This window comes from Nitrincola salilacus (assembly GCF_046271865.1).
In the GTDB taxonomy this organism is placed as follows: Bacteria; Pseudomonadota; Gammaproteobacteria; order Pseudomonadales; family Balneatricaceae; genus Nitrincola; species Nitrincola salilacus.
On sequence record NZ_CP176580.1, the window covers coordinates 4497994 to 4511232 of the forward strand.

General features: G+C 54.4%; 16 protein-coding genes. 13 read left to right on the forward strand and 3 right to left on the reverse strand.

Annotation, left to right across the window (positions count from 1 at the left end; all coding sequences use genetic code 11):
• The first annotated feature begins 20 nt into the window (after positions 1-20).
• The 5 genes from ACK3CJ_RS20690 to ACK3CJ_RS20710 are packed head-to-tail and all read left to right on the forward strand — an operon-like array spanning position 21 to position 3923.
• Positions 21-605, forward strand: a complete 585-nt coding sequence (locus ACK3CJ_RS20690; protein ID WP_409524085.1) for a YqgE/AlgH family protein — start codon at positions 21-23, stop codon at positions 603-605.
• 20 nt (positions 606-625) lie between these two features.
• Entirely contained in the window at positions 626-1084 is a 459-nt protein-coding gene (gene ruvX / locus ACK3CJ_RS20695) for a Holliday junction resolvase RuvX (protein WP_409524086.1), read from the forward strand.
• Positions 1084-1593: a bifunctional pyr operon transcriptional regulator/uracil phosphoribosyltransferase PyrR gene (gene pyrR, locus ACK3CJ_RS20700; RefSeq protein WP_409524087.1), complete on the forward strand. Its 510-nt coding sequence runs from the start codon at positions 1084-1086 to the stop codon at positions 1591-1593. Before ruvX ends, pyrR begins: the two co-directional genes overlap by 1 nt.
• Positions 1594-1618: 25 nt before the next feature.
• Entirely contained in the window at positions 1619-2623 is a 1005-nt protein-coding gene (locus ACK3CJ_RS20705) for an aspartate carbamoyltransferase catalytic subunit (protein WP_409524088.1), read from the forward strand.
• Between the two features lie 16 nt (positions 2624-2639).
• Complete coding sequence (locus tag ACK3CJ_RS20710) at positions 2640-3923, forward strand: dihydroorotase (RefSeq protein WP_409524089.1); 1284 nt, start codon at positions 2640-2642, stop codon at positions 3921-3923.
• 161 nt (positions 3924-4084) lie between these two features.
• Here ACK3CJ_RS20710 and ACK3CJ_RS20715 read toward each other — a convergent pair whose 3' ends face one another.
• Together ACK3CJ_RS20715 and ACK3CJ_RS20720 are read right to left on the reverse strand one after the other, a co-directional pair.
• Entirely contained in the window at positions 4085-5257 is a 1173-nt protein-coding gene (locus tag ACK3CJ_RS20715; RefSeq protein ID WP_409524090.1) for a PilT/PilU family type 4a pilus ATPase, read from the reverse strand.
• Positions 5258-5277: 20 nt separating this feature from the next.
• A complete protein-coding gene (locus ACK3CJ_RS20720; RefSeq protein WP_409524091.1) occupies positions 5278-6312 on the reverse strand; it encodes a type IV pilus twitching motility protein PilT in 1035 nt (344 codons plus the stop codon).
• 84 nt (positions 6313-6396) lie between these two features.
• On the opposite strand from ACK3CJ_RS20720, the gene ACK3CJ_RS20725 reads away from it, so the two are divergent.
• From ACK3CJ_RS20725 to hemW, 8 genes are all read left to right on the forward strand, one after another.
• Positions 6397-7095 carry a YggS family pyridoxal phosphate-dependent enzyme gene (locus ACK3CJ_RS20725; protein ID WP_409524092.1) on the forward strand — a complete coding sequence of 233 codons (699 nt, stop codon included), beginning with the start codon at positions 6397-6399 and terminating at the stop codon, positions 7093-7095.
• Positions 7096-7128: 33 nt separating this feature from the next.
• Positions 7129-7956 carry a pyrroline-5-carboxylate reductase gene (gene proC, locus ACK3CJ_RS20730; protein ID WP_409524093.1) on the forward strand — a complete coding sequence of 276 codons (828 nt, stop codon included), beginning with the start codon at positions 7129-7131 and terminating at the stop codon, positions 7954-7956.
• 111 nt (positions 7957-8067) lie between these two features.
• Complete coding sequence (locus tag ACK3CJ_RS20735) at positions 8068-8610, forward strand: YggT family protein (RefSeq protein ID WP_409524094.1); 543 nt, start codon at positions 8068-8070, stop codon at positions 8608-8610.
• A 67-nt stretch (positions 8611-8677) separates the two neighbouring features.
• Positions 8678-9850 carry a homoserine O-succinyltransferase MetX gene (metX, locus tag ACK3CJ_RS20740; RefSeq protein WP_409524095.1) on the forward strand — a complete coding sequence of 391 codons (1173 nt, stop codon included), beginning with the start codon at positions 8678-8680 and terminating at the stop codon, positions 9848-9850.
• Positions 9840-10430 (forward strand): methionine biosynthesis protein MetW, encoded by a 591-nt coding sequence (metW, locus tag ACK3CJ_RS20745; protein ID WP_409524096.1) that lies wholly within the window; start codon positions 9840-9842, stop codon positions 10428-10430. The genes metX and metW overlap by 11 nt, the downstream gene beginning before the upstream one ends.
• Positions 10431-10483: 53 nt before the next feature.
• Entirely contained in the window at positions 10484-10933 is a 450-nt protein-coding gene (locus ACK3CJ_RS20750) for a DUF4426 domain-containing protein (RefSeq protein ID WP_409524097.1), read from the forward strand.
• A gap of 3 nt (positions 10934-10936) precedes the next feature.
• Positions 10937-11560, forward strand: a complete 624-nt coding sequence (rdgB, locus tag ACK3CJ_RS20755) for an RdgB/HAM1 family non-canonical purine NTP pyrophosphatase (protein WP_409524098.1) — start codon at positions 10937-10939, stop codon at positions 11558-11560.
• Positions 11557-12696, forward strand: a complete 1140-nt coding sequence (gene hemW, locus ACK3CJ_RS20760; protein ID WP_409524099.1) for a radical SAM family heme chaperone HemW — start codon at positions 11557-11559, stop codon at positions 12694-12696. The genes rdgB and hemW overlap by 4 nt, the downstream gene beginning before the upstream one ends.
• 52 nt (positions 12697-12748) lie before the next feature.
• On the opposite strand, the gene ACK3CJ_RS20765 is transcribed toward hemW, so the two are convergent.
• The gene (locus ACK3CJ_RS20765) at positions 12749-13231 is read right to left on the reverse strand and encodes a hypothetical protein (RefSeq protein ID WP_409524100.1); all 483 of its coding nucleotides are present in this window, start codon (positions 13229-13231) and stop codon (positions 12749-12751) included.
• Between the last annotated feature and the right edge of the window lie 8 nt (positions 13232-13239).

A 13239-nucleotide genomic window follows, 5' to 3' on the forward strand; every position in this document is an offset into this window, starting at 1 on the left:
GCTTAGATACAAGGATCTCAATGTTGGTGAATACCATGCAGGAACCTACAACACTGCGCGATCAGCTTCTTATTTCCATGCCACACCTTGCAGACCAGCACTTTTCAAGGACGGTTACCTACATCTGTGATCACAGCGAATATGGCGCCATGGGTATCGTGATCAATCGTACCGCCGGCATCATGGTGCACGATCTTCTTAACCATATTGATGTCGATTACAGCCGTCTGGCACTGTTGCCAACCCCAGTCTATGCCGGTGGCCCCGTACATACTGATCGCGGATTCGTATTGCACCTCAACAAACCGGGTCAGGAGTGGCTGTCCAGCTATGCAGTAACACCTGACATCAGCCTGACCACATCTGTCGATATACTCGAAGCACTCGCCATAGGTGAAGGACCGGATAAATTCCTGGTTGCACTGGGCTATGCCGGCTGGGGGCCGGGACAGCTGGAACAGGAGTTAAGCGAAAACAGCTGGTTAAGCTGCCCGGCAAATTCCGATATACTGTTCCAAATTCCAGCCGAGGAGCGACTTCAGGCGGCTGCGTCTGTCCTGGGTGTCAATCTGCAACTGATGACGGCCCACGCCGGACATGCCTGATACGCCAGACATGTGAGTGCATGAAACAAAACTACCAACGCCTGATGGGCTTTGACTTCGGTACCAGCCGAATCGGCATCGCCTATGGACAGGCTCTGACCGGTACTGCATCTCCTCTCAAGCCGATACCGGCCCGTGATGGCATTCCCGACTGGGACGCGCTCGCCCGAATCATTGCCGAATGGCAGCCGGAGGCTCTGGTGGTCGGCATTCCGCTGAACATGGATGGCAGCATCAGCGATATGGCTCACCGCGCAAGAAAATTTGCCAATCGCATGAACGAACGTTATCAACTACCCTGCTTTATCATTGATGAACGCCTGACCAGTGTTGAAGCCAAGCGCATCCATCTGGAGGCGGGAGGCGGCAGCAATTTCAAGAAAGAATCAGTGGATGGCATTGCCGCCCAGTTGATCCTCGAAGACTGGTTCAATTCCGATACATCTGTTCCAAGCCACACCCGACTGGAGGACCTTTAATGGTAGCGGGAAATCTTGATGTTGATCAGCTCCTGGACAAGATGGGTCAGGATCTGAAAGCACTGATCCATGAACGCGGACTCACCGACCCGCTGATGATCGGTATTCGCACCGGTGGTGTCTGGCTGGCAGAGCGCCTGCACAAGCAACTGGAGTTGAGCAGCCCGCTGGGCATACTCGACATCAGCTTTTACCGGGATGACTTTACCCGCGTGGGGATGAACCCCAAGGTACAGCCTTCACAACTGCCCTGCGCCACCGAAGATCGCAACCTGATACTGGTTGATGATGCGCTGATGAGCGGCCGCACCATTCGCGCCGCACTGAATGAGCTGTTTGATTTCGGACGCCCTGCCAGCGTGACACTGGTCACCCTGCTCGACCTGCAGCGCCGGGAACTGCCGATTCAGGCAGACGTAACCGGTGCTACACTGTTGCTCGACGAGCAGCAGCAGATCAAACTCTGCGGCCCCGACCCGCTGACACTAGAGATTAAACAACGCAACTGAACGCGACAGCCCAAGGCCAACCGACATGTCTGAACTGAATGAAGCCCCGGCATCGATCCAACTGACCAGCAGCGGTCAGCTCAAGCATTTCCTGACCGTTGAAGGTCTGTCACGCGAGTTGCTGACAGAGATCCTGGACACGGCTGACTCCTTTGTTGATATGAGTGCACAACAGGTGAAAAAGGTACCGCTGCTGCGTGGCAAGACAGTGGTCAACCTGTTTTTTGAAGCCAGCACCCGCACCCTGTCCACCTTCGAACTCGCCGCCAAACGTCTGTCGGCAGACGTGCTGAACCTGAATATCAGCACCTCCTCGACATCCAAAGGCGAAACCCTGAAAGACACCCTGATGACGCTGCGTGCGATGCACTCGGACATGTTTGTCGTGCGCCACTCCAGCAGCGGGGCTGCGCACTTCATCGCTCAGCATGTCACACCCGATGTTGCGGTCATCAACGCTGGTGATGGCCGTCATGCGCATCCGACACAGGCGATGCTGGATATGCTGACCATCCGCCAGCACAAGGGTGACTTCGCCAATCTGAAAATTGCGATCGTCGGTGACATTTTGCACTCACGGGTTGCACGCTCCCAGATCCACGCTCTGAAGATCCTCGGTGCTGGTGAAATACGTGTGATCGCCCCCAAAACACTGCTGCCTTCCCATATCGAAGCAATGGGGGTCAAGGTGTTTCAGGAGATGTCAGCGGGGCTGCGTGATGTTGATGTCGTGATGATGTTGCGCTTGCAGAAGGAGCGGATGCAAACCGCCCTGCTGCCGAGCGAAGCCGAGTTCTACAAACTTTACGGCCTGACCAACGACAAGCTCGCCTACGCCAAAGCGGATGCTGTGGTGATGCATCCCGGTCCGATCAATCGTGGAGTCGAGATAGAGTCCGCCGTGGCAGACGGACCTCGCTCCCTGATCATGAATCAGGTGACCAACGGCATCGCCGTGAGGATGGCCGTGATGTCGATGGCCATGAGCGGACAGCTCACCGATATCCAGAAACAGCCTGAACTGATTTAAGGGGTCAAGTCTCAAGATGAAAATCAAAATCGAAGGCGGACGGGTGATCGATCCGACACAGGAACTGGACCTGATTACAGACCTCTACGTCGATTCGGGTGAGATAGTCGCGATCGGCGATGCACCGGACGGCTTTGGCGACGCTGAGGTAATCAACGCCCACGGCAAAGTGGTCTGTGCCGGGCTGATCGATCTCTGCGCGCATATGCGCGAGCCCGGCTTCACCCGAAAAGGTACCATAGCCAGCGAAACGGCTGCAGCGGCCGCTGGCGGAATCACCACTCTGGTGACACCACCGACCACCAGCCCCTGCATCGACAACCCTGCGGTTGCCGAGCTGATTCAGGATCGCGCGGCAGATGCCGGCTTCGCCCGAGTCCTGCCGATGGGTGCTCTGACACGGGATCTGGGCGGTGAGCAGCTTGCGCCTCTACATGCTTTATCCAGCTCAGGTTGCATCGCCTTTACCAACGCCCGCCAGCCAGTGCCCAGCTCACTGGTGCTGCTGCGCTGCCTGGAGTACGCCGCTACTCACGATCTGCTGGTTATCTTCCAGCCACAGGATGCTGCTCTGGCGCAAAATGGCTGTATTCATGATGGCGCCAACGCCACACGCATGGGCCTGAACAGCATTCCTGAAACAGCCGAAACCATTGAGGTTGCCCGCTGCCTGTTGCTGGTGGAACAGACAGGTGTACGCGCTCACTTCGGCCAGCTCAGCTGCGATCGATCAATTCGCCTTATTGAAGCGGCGCAACAGCGAGGACTGAAGATTACCGCCGATGTCGCTGTGCATCATCTTCTGCTGTGTGATGAAGATGTCAGCGAATTTGATGCCGCACTGCATCTGATCCCGCCACTACGCAGCCCACTGGACCGTGCCGGGCTGCGTCAGGGGCTGGTGACCGACACCCTGCAAGCGATCTGCTCAGACCATCAACCGCAGGACCTGATCTCCAAGCAGGCACCCTTTGCCGATACGGAACCGGGTCTGAGCGGTCTTGAAACACTGCTGCCGCTGAGCCTGAAGCTGGTTGAACAACAGCTGCTGGCCCTGCCACAACTGATTGAAAAGCTGACTTCGGCACCCGCCAAAATTCTGGGACTGGATGATGGCACGCTGGAGATTGGCAGCCGTGCCGATATCTGCATCTTCGATCCGACAGAGACCTGGACACTGAATCCTGAAAAACTGCGCTCCAATGGCTGGAACACGCCCTTTGCAGGCAAAACGCTGACCGGTAGAGTGAAGGTGACATTGCTGGGTGGGAAGGTGGTGTATCGCGATACTCAGGCCTGAGACCGCGACAAGCCTGTTAATTCTGTGATAGCTATCTCAAAGGCTATCCCGGAGGTCTTGGGTGAGTGCATGCCGCAAGGATGCGGCATTCAAGCCTACACGGACGTATTCACGGCGTCTCACCCAAGGCCTCCGGGATGTGTGGCCTACTACATGGTTTACTACATCGCCTTAACGTCAACCGAGCCTGAAATATTCAGGTTATCCTCCTCATCCTGCAAGGTGAAGCTTGGCATATCGCCTTCACCACCCTTACCTTCAGGGACGGCTGTGGAGCCATCGAGCTTGATCATCAGACGCAGATCGTTGGCCGAGTCAGCATGGGTCAGCGCCACATCGTAAGCGATCACACCCTCTTTATAGAGTTTGAACAGCGACTGATCAAAGGTCTGCATACCAAGGTTGGTGGATTTTTTCATCACATCCTTGATCTCATGCACATCGGCCTTGCGGATCAGGTCCTTGATCAGTGGCGTATTGATCAACACCTCAATCGCTGCACGTCGTCCTTTGCCATCAACAGTCGGCAACAGCTGCTGCGCCACTATCGCCTTCAGGTTCAGTGACAGGTCCATCCACAACTGATCATGATGATCCGCCGGGAAGAAGGAGATGATACGATCCAGCGCCTGGTTGGCGTTGTTGGCATGCAACGTTGCCATACACAGGTGCCCGGTCTCGGCAAACTGCAGACCATACTTCATCGTTTCCATGGAGCGAATCTCACCCATCAGAATCACATCCGGCGCCTGACGCAACGTATTCTTCAGTGCAATTTCAAAGGAGTCGGTATCGAGTCCCACCTCACGCTGAGTGATGATGCTCTTCTTGTGATTGTGGATATACTCGATCGGATCCTCAATGGTGATGATATGACCGGCATAGTTTTCATTACGATAGTCGATCATCGACGCCAGCGAGGTCGATTTACCGGTTGAAGTACCACCGACAAACAGGATCAAGCCTCGCTTGGTCATCGACAGATCTTTCAGCACCGGCGGTAGATTCAGCTCTTCGAGGCTGGGAATATAGGTGTCGATTCGGCGCAACACCATACCCGGCGTATTACGCTGGATGAAGGCACTGACACGGAAACGTCCGATACCCGGTGCGCTGATCGCAAAGTTGCACTCATGCGTGCCCTCGAATTCAGCGAGCTGTTTGTCGTTCATTGTGCTGTACACCAATGCACGCGCCTGAGCAGGCTTCAGCGACTCTTTCGTCAACGGCTTGATCGTACCATCCACCTTGATAGCCGGTGCAGCACCGGCCGTCACGAAGAGATCCGACGCCCCGCGATCAGACATCACCTTAAGCAGTTGTGTAAAGTCCATGGCAGGACTCCTTTTTCAAATCAGAAAGAAGAGGGTGTTTTGGCCTTTTCGCGGGCTGCGTCACGCGAAATAAGCCCTTTCTGCACCAGCTCGGTCAATGACTGATCCAGGGTTTTCATACCGACAGACGCCCCCGTCTGAATGGCGGAATACATCTGTGCGACCTTGTCTTCACGGATCAGGTTACGGATGGCCGGGGTGCCTATCATGATTTCGAACGCCGCCACTCGACCACCCTTGGTTTTTTTCATCAGCGTTTGCGAGATAACGCCCTGCAAGGACTCAGACAGCATCGAACGCACCATATCCTTCTCAGCTGCAGGGAAAACGTCAATGATACGGTCAATGGTTTTGGCTGCCGAGGTGGTATGCAGGGTACCGAACACCAGATGCCCGGTTTCGGCCGCTGTCAGCGCCAGGCGGATGGTTTCAAGATCTCGCATCTCACCCACCAGAATCACGTCCGGGTCTTCACGCAGTGCCGAGCGTAGCGCATTGGCAAAACTGTGTGTATCACGGTGCACTTCACGCTGATTGATCAGGCACTTCTTGCTCTCGTGCACAAACTCGATTGGATCCTCGATCGTCAGAATATGATCAGAGCGGGTATCATTGACATAATCGATCATCGCAGCCAGCGTTGTACTCTTACCCGAGCCGGTCGGCCCGGTCACCAGTACCAGACCTCTGGGCTTCTCTGACAGATCCTTGAACACCTTGCCCATCCCGAGATCATCAAGGGTGAACACCTTGCTCGGAACTGTTCGGAACACTGCCGCCGCACCGCGATGCTGGTTGAAGGCGTTGACACGGAAGCGGGATACTTTCGGCACTTCAAACGAGAAGTCTGCCTCCATGTGTTCCTCATACTCCTTACGCTGCTTATCATTCATGATATCGTATACCAGCGTCTGGACCTGCTTGTTCTCAAGCGCGGGCAGTTTGATACGCCGTACATCGCCATCGACACGGATCATCGGTGGCATACCGGCCGTGATATGCAGATCCGAGGCACCCTGTTGTACGGCAAATGACAAGAGTTCGGTAATATCCATGGGTTCAGACTCACAAAGCTTTCAATTGAATGTTAAGTTCTAGCAGAATAGGTTGCCCATGCCAATCAGAATAACCAGATAATCATGATGTCAATAATAGCAGAGAAAGTGTCAGAGGTACGCCAGGAGATCAGTCGATGTGAGCAGTTGGCCGTGCGCGAGCCAGGCTCTGTGACATTGCTAGCCGTGAGCAAGACGCGCAAGAGTGTCGAGTTACGTGAAGCTTATGACGCAGGACAACGCCTCTTCGGTGAAAACTATCTGCAGGAAGCCCAACAGAAAATGCAGGAGCTGTCAGATCTGCCGTTGGAGTGGCACTTCATCGGTCCGATCCAGTCCAACAAGACCCGACCGATCGCCGAAGCGTTTGACTGGGTACACAGTGTGGATCGCCTCAAGATCGCCCAGCGTCTGTCTGAACAACGTCCGGCAGACAAGGACGACCTGAATATCTGCCTGCAGGTCAATATCAGCCATGAAGCAAACAAGTCGGGCTGCAGCGAGGTAGAGGCCTCAGCTCTGGCCGAGCAGATAGCCTCACTACCACATCTTTGCCTGCGCGGTCTGATGGCGATTCCCGAAGCGACAGACGACCCTGCGGAGCAGCGCCAGGCGTTTGCCCGTATGCGAGAGCTTTTTGAGAAGATACGAGAGCGTGTTCCAACGCTGGATACGCTGTCCATGGGCATGTCGGGCGATCTTGAAGCCGCCATTATGGAAGGCTCTACGATGGTCAGGATCGGCACAGCCCTGTTCGGCCCGCGCCCCGCTTCCAACCTTTAATAGAATTAACAGATACAGCAGAAGGATAACATTGTGAATCAGTACCCAATCATCAGCTTTATCGGTGCCGGCAATATGTCCCGTGCCATCATCGGCGGTCTTCTTAAAAATGGTTATCCGGCCGATCACATCTGGGCTACAGCTCCTGATACCGACATGCTGACTGACCTCAAGACACAGGGTCTGAACACCACCGCTGACAATCACGAAGCGGTCGCTGCCTCCGAAATCGTGATCCTGGGTGTCAAACCTCAGGTGATGAAGCAGGTCTGTACCGAGCTGAGTCAGACACTGGCCAACAGCGCTCCCTTGCTCGTCTCACTGGCAGCAGGTGTTACCATCGCCTCCATGGAGCGCTGGATCGGCACACAAATACCCACCGTGCGCTGTATGCCCAATACACCGGCGCTGGTACAGACAGGTGCCAGCGGCCTGTTTGCCAACAATCTGGTGAGCCAGGTGCAACGTGAGCAGACCGAGCAGATTCTTGGCGCCGTCGGCATCACTGTCTGGGTGACACAGGAGAGCGAGATAGACGCCGTCACCGCTATCTCAGGTTCCGGTCCTGCCTACTACTTCCTGATGATGGAGGCGATGATTGATGCTGGCGAAACGCTGGGGCTGAGTCGGGAAACCGCAAAAGCACTGGCGCTACAAACCGCTGCAGGTGCCGCTCGCATGGTTCAGGAAACCGGAGAAGAGCCGGCAGAACTGCGCCGCCGTGTCACTTCACCCAAGGGCACGACCGAACAGGCGATTCTCAGTTTTCAGGCAGATGGACTGGAGACTGTGGTGCTGCGCGCTCTGACCGCCTGTCGTAATCGTGCCATAGAACTGGCACAGGAGATGGATAAATCCTGAGCCGGTTCATTCGTAACGTGAAAGCCACTATACTCTGATCCAGAATCCGTGGCTTTATAGCCAGGGCCAGCACATAGACAGTCGCTTAATCCGCTGACAACAGGAATTATCATGGGACAGGATCCAATTATTATAATCGTGCGCACGATTGGTGAGATTTTTGCCTTTATTGCCATCCTTCGCTTTCTGCTGCAGGCAGTCAAGGCTGACTACTACAATCCTATTTCTCAGGCAGTGGTCAAAATCACACAGGTGCCGATGGCACCGCTGCAGAAGATGGGCCTGCGCATCCGTGGCCTGGATTTTTCTCCACTGTTGCTGGCATTTTTCGTTAAAGTGCTGACTTTTGCGCTCATTTTCCTCTATTTGGGTGCAGGCTTTCCATTACCCTCAATCGCCATTTTCTCGGTTGTCGGTGTCATCAGTAATATACTGACCATTCTGTTCTGGGCCACCATCGGCTCCGTGATTATCAGTTGGGTAGCGCCGGGGAATCCACATCCTGCCCCCCAGATACTGCTACAGCTGACCGAGCCGCTGTATGCTCTGGTGCGCAAGGTGGTTCCGCCCATCGGTGGACTGGACCTGTCTCCCATCGTGATTCTACTGGGTATTCAGCTGATTCAGTCGCAGTTGGCCAGATTTCTGGTGTAATACAGCTGCCTATCAATAGAACAGAGCCCAAGCAGTCAAGAGCTCCGATAGTTAATAGAGAAGTCTGATGCCAACAGTGATACCCGAAGACTCCGTCGGTCTGGTTCAACCTCAGACCCTGCACTTTGACACGCCACTTGAGCTGGCCTGCGGGCGCACACTGGATGCCTACGATCTGGTGATCGAAACCTATGGTGAGCTGAATGCCGATCGCAACAATGCGGTACTGATCTGTCATGCCCTGTCAGGCCATCACCATGCTGCCGGATATCACAGCATGGAAGATCGCAAGCCCGGCTGGTGGGACAGCGCCATCGGCCCCGGCAAGGCGATCGACACCAACCGCTTCTTTGTGGTCTCTCTGAATAACCTCGGCGGTTGCCATGGCTCCACCGGGCCACGCAGCACCAACCCTGCTACAGGCAAACCCTTCGGGCCTGAGTTTCCGATCGTAACGGTGCTTGACTGGGTCAACAGCCAGGTGCGCCTGGCAGATCGCCTCGGCATTCAGCAGTGGGCTGCAATTGTCGGCGGCAGTCTGGGTGGCATGCAGGCGATGCAATGGGCGATCAGTTTTCCCGAGCGTTTGCGTCACTGTGTCATCATTGCCGCTGCACCGCGCCTGTCGGCACAGAATATCGCCTTCAATGAAGTGGCGCGCCAGGCGATCAGCAAAGATCCGCAGTTCCATCAGGGACACTACTATGAAGAGGAGGTGGTGCCCAAGACTGGCCTGATGCTGGCACGCATGATCGGCCATATCACCTACCTGTCGGAAGATGGTATGCGTGAAAAATTTGGACGAGAACTGCGTGATGGAAAGATCAACTTTGATTTCGCGCCGCAGTTTGAGATCGAGTCCTATCTGCAGTATCAGGGCGAGCAGTTCTCCACCGCTTTTGATGCCAACACCTATCTGCTGATGACTAAGGCGCTGGACTACTTTGACCCGGCCGCAGACTATCAGAATGATCTGACCAAAGCGCTGAGTCAGGCCAGTTGCCGGTTTTTTGTTGCCTCCTTCACGACTGACTGGCGTTTCTCACCCGAGCGCTCACGCGAGATAGTGGATGCGCTGGTGGATGCCGGAAAGGATGTCTGTTACACGGAAATAGACGCAGCACAAGGGCACGATGCCTTTTTGATACCGATACCTCGCTATATGGAAGTCTTTCACAGCTATATGAACAGAGTGGCAAATGAGTTTAGCCGCCATGAGGAGTCACACCATGCGGGCTGATCTGGAAATCATCCGGGACTGGATTGCACCCGAATCGCATGTTATCGATCTGGGTTGTGGCGATGGCGAGCTGCTGAGCCATCTGGTTGCGGAAAAAAATGTCCGGGGCTATGGCATCGAAATCGATCACGACAATATCACGCGCTGTATCGAGAATGGCGTCAATGTGATTGAAAAAGATATCGATGAGGGGCTCGCGTCGATCCGTAACAATAGCTTCGATACCGTCGTCATGACCCAGGCACTGCAGACCATGCACCGTCCTGATGAGATAGTTGAGGAGATGCTGCGCATCGGCAAGGAGTGTATTGTCACCTTCCCCAACTTTGCTCACTGGAGGGTTCGGGGTTATCTGGCGCTGCGCGGTAAGATGCCTGTCTCCAAGTTTCTTTCCTATACTTGGTATAACACGCCCAACATCCATTTCTTCACCTTCAAGGATTTTGAGGAACTGTGTCTGGAGCGCAACATCAAAATACTGCAGCGCACGGTAGTGGACCACGCGCATCGTGACCGCTGGTGGATACAGCTCTGGCCGAACATGCTCGGCGAGATCGCGATCTACCGTATCACCCGATAATATTTCCAGAGGTTTTTATTTCCAGAGTTTTTTATTTCCAGAGGTTTCGCATCATGTTTACACGAATTGGCAGCCGCCTGCTGCTCCTGCTGTCATTGCTGATTCCGGCCATGGCGGCTCAGGCCGACAAGATGATCAGTGATGGCAGCTATGAGATCCATTACAACGCCTTCTACTCCACCTTTCTGTTGCCGGAAGTGGCACAGCGACATAATCTGACGCGCTCCAATGTCCGCGCCATGTTGAACGTGACAGTACTGGAGAAACAGGCCGATGGCACTACCCGCCCAGTGGCTGCCGACGTGACAGGAGAGGTTGCGAATTTATTGCAGCAAAGGCAAACCCTGAACTTTGTATCCATTGAAGAAGCCGATGCACGCTACTATATCGGCGACTTTCGCATCTCCAATGACGAGCAACTGACGATTAACCTCACGGTTCTTCCAGAGGGTTCCACATCCCCCTATCAGATCCGCTTTGACCAGACCTTCTACACGGATTGATACATGCCAACTCAAAAGCCCTTCAGCAAACTTGTATTGGCCAGCGGTAACGCCGGCAAGCTGAAAGAGTTCAGCGCCCTGCTGGCTCAACTGGATCTTGAGGTCGTGCCTCAATCCGTCTTTCAGGTGGAAGATGCCGAGGAGACTGGGTTGAGCTTCGTCGAGAACGCCATTATCAAGGCCCGTCATGCGTGTCAGGAGACAGGGCTACCGGCACTGGCTGATGACTCCGGGCTTGAAGTGGATGCACTGCGGGGAGCACCGGGGATCTACTCGGCGCGCTTTGCCGGCCAGGGCGCTGGTGACACAAAGAATAATCAAAAATTGCTGGAATCACTGGTAGATGTTCCTGATGCCGAGCGCACTGCCCGTTACCAATGCGTACTGGTCTTCATGCGCCATGCTGAAGACCCTGTGCCGCTGATCTGCCAAGGCAGTTGGGAGGGGGTGATTTTAAAAGCTCCGAGTGGAGAAGGTGGATTCGGCTATGATCCGCTGTTCTTTATCCCCGAGCTGGGCAAAAGCGTCGCTGAACTGACACCCGATGTGAAACACCAACACAGTCATCGTGGCAAGGCGGCCATTGACCTGCTGCGTACGCTCAAACAGCAGTTGCACCACGCATGACCCTGCCACCGCTGTCACTCTATATCCACATCCCCTGGTGTGTACGCAAATGCCCCTACTGTGACTTCAATTCCCATGCTGTGCGCGACACGCTGCCGGAAGCGGAGTATGTCGCAGCCCTGCTGCAGGATCTGGAAGATGAGCTGCTCGGTGCTCAAGGACGCGAGATCCACTCCATCTTCATCGGTGGCGGCACACCGAGTCTGTTCAGTGCCGATGCAATAGCACGTCTGCTGGATGGAGTGGCACAGCGGGTCACGCTGAGTCGCGGGGCTGAAATCACCATGGAAGCCAACCCCGGCACCTTTGAGCAGGAGAAATTTGCCGGATTTCGGCGTGCCGGCATCAATCGCCTGTCGCTCGGTATCCAGAGCTTCAATGACGCCCAGCTCAAGGCACTGGGCAGGATTCACAACGCTGGCGAAGCGGTTCGCGCAGCGGGCCAGGCTCGTGAACTGTTTGACCGCCTCAATCTGGATCTGATGCACGGCCTGCCGGGTCAGGATATCGCCGGTGCCGAGGCGGACCTACTGCAGGCACTGGACTTGAGCCCTGATCACCTTTCCTGGTATCAGCTCACCATCGAGCCCAATACCGAGTTTCACGCCCGCCCACCGCAACTGCCGATTGATGAAGCCCTCTGGTCGATTCAAGAACTTGGGCAGGCTCTGCTCGCCGATGCCGGTTTTGAGCAGTACGAGATCTCTGCCTATGCACGCGAAGGGCAGCAAAGTCGTCATAACCTGAACTACTGGGAGTTTGGCGACTACCTCGGCATCGGCGCCGGGGCACATGGCAAGATCAGCCAGTGGCAGGACGGGCAGTTACAGATTGTACGCCGTCATAAAGCCCGCCAGCCTAAAGCCTATCTCACCCCTCAGGAACGACTGGCTGGCGATACACAGGTGAGTCAGGAGGAGCTGGCCTTTGAGTTTATGCTCAATGTGCTGCGCCTGACGCAGGGTGTTGCATCTGATCTGTTACAGACGCGTACCGGCCTGACACTGGAGAGCCTGCCGCAGTTGAGCCTGGCACGCCAACGCGGCTTGCTCGAAGAGGATACGCGCCGCCTGCAACCAACACATCACGGACGTTTGTTTCTGAATGATCTGCTGGAGATGTTTCTGGATCCGTGATTTCACTGGCAACTGCTTGTATATGCAGGCATATCCCGGATACAGATAACCGTTATTTATATCTTCTATTCCAACGATAATGACTCCAGACAACCTCTTGGAACTCAAGAAACTTAAGATATTTTTGGGATAAATAAAACCGACGCGCTAATAAACCCAGCGCAAGTCCTGCAGCAGCTAATACAGCCGTTCCATAATCACCTGAAATCAAGGCCACTATATTCCCAACTAATAATACCAGCATATTTATGTGATTATATTTAAGTAAAAGACCGTAGCAAAATATCGAACCCCTTGTAACCATAAAGCTTAGATGAGATAAAACGAATCCCAAAGCCACAACAATCCCCAACTCAATGAACGCTATATTTTTAGTTTGAGGATCTAAATTCAAGAAATAAATTATTATTTCTCCTGTACAGAAAACACAAAAAATAATTAACATCACTGCCGCAATAAAATGCCAACTCCCTGTCGGGAGCAATTGAAATTCAGGCATCGGTTTCGTGGGGCGCTTAAGCTGTCGTTTGAACATTACTCTTC

Bases quoted from the DNA above. Each gene is read 5' to 3' on its own strand.
- ACK3CJ_RS20690 (WP_409524085.1), top strand. From the start codon at position 21: ATGTTGGTGAATACCATGCAGGAACCTACAACACTGCGCGATCAGCTT.
- ruvX (WP_409524086.1), top strand. From the start codon at position 626: ATGAAACAAAACTACCAACGCCTGATGGGCTTTGACTTCGGTACCAGC.
- pyrR (WP_409524087.1), top strand. From the start codon at position 1,084: ATGGTAGCGGGAAATCTTGATGTTGATCAGCTCCTGGACAAGATGGGT.
- ACK3CJ_RS20705 (WP_409524088.1), top strand. From the start codon at position 1,619: ATGTCTGAACTGAATGAAGCCCCGGCATCGATCCAACTGACCAGCAGC.
- ACK3CJ_RS20710 (WP_409524089.1), top strand. From the start codon at position 2,640: ATGAAAATCAAAATCGAAGGCGGACGGGTGATCGATCCGACACAGGAA.
- ACK3CJ_RS20715 (WP_409524090.1), bottom strand. From the start codon at position 5,257: ATGGACTTTACACAACTGCTTAAGGTGATGTCTGATCGCGGGGCGTCG.
- ACK3CJ_RS20720 (WP_409524091.1), bottom strand. From the start codon at position 6,312: ATGGATATTACCGAACTCTTGTCATTTGCCGTACAACAGGGTGCCTCG.
- ACK3CJ_RS20725 (WP_409524092.1), top strand. From the start codon at position 6,397: ATGATGTCAATAATAGCAGAGAAAGTGTCAGAGGTACGCCAGGAGATC.
- ACK3CJ_RS20735 (WP_409524094.1), top strand. From the start codon at position 8,068: ATGGGACAGGATCCAATTATTATAATCGTGCGCACGATTGGTGAGATT.
- metX (WP_409524095.1), top strand. From the start codon at position 8,678: ATGCCAACAGTGATACCCGAAGACTCCGTCGGTCTGGTTCAACCTCAG.
- metW (WP_409524096.1), top strand. From the start codon at position 9,840: ATGCGGGCTGATCTGGAAATCATCCGGGACTGGATTGCACCCGAATCG.
- ACK3CJ_RS20750 (WP_409524097.1), top strand. From the start codon at position 10,484: ATGTTTACACGAATTGGCAGCCGCCTGCTGCTCCTGCTGTCATTGCTG.
- rdgB (WP_409524098.1), top strand. From the start codon at position 10,937: ATGCCAACTCAAAAGCCCTTCAGCAAACTTGTATTGGCCAGCGGTAAC.
- hemW (WP_409524099.1), top strand. From the start codon at position 11,557: ATGACCCTGCCACCGCTGTCACTCTATATCCACATCCCCTGGTGTGTA.
- ACK3CJ_RS20765 (WP_409524100.1), bottom strand. From the start codon at position 13,231: ATGTTCAAACGACAGCTTAAGCGCCCCACGAAACCGATGCCTGAATTT.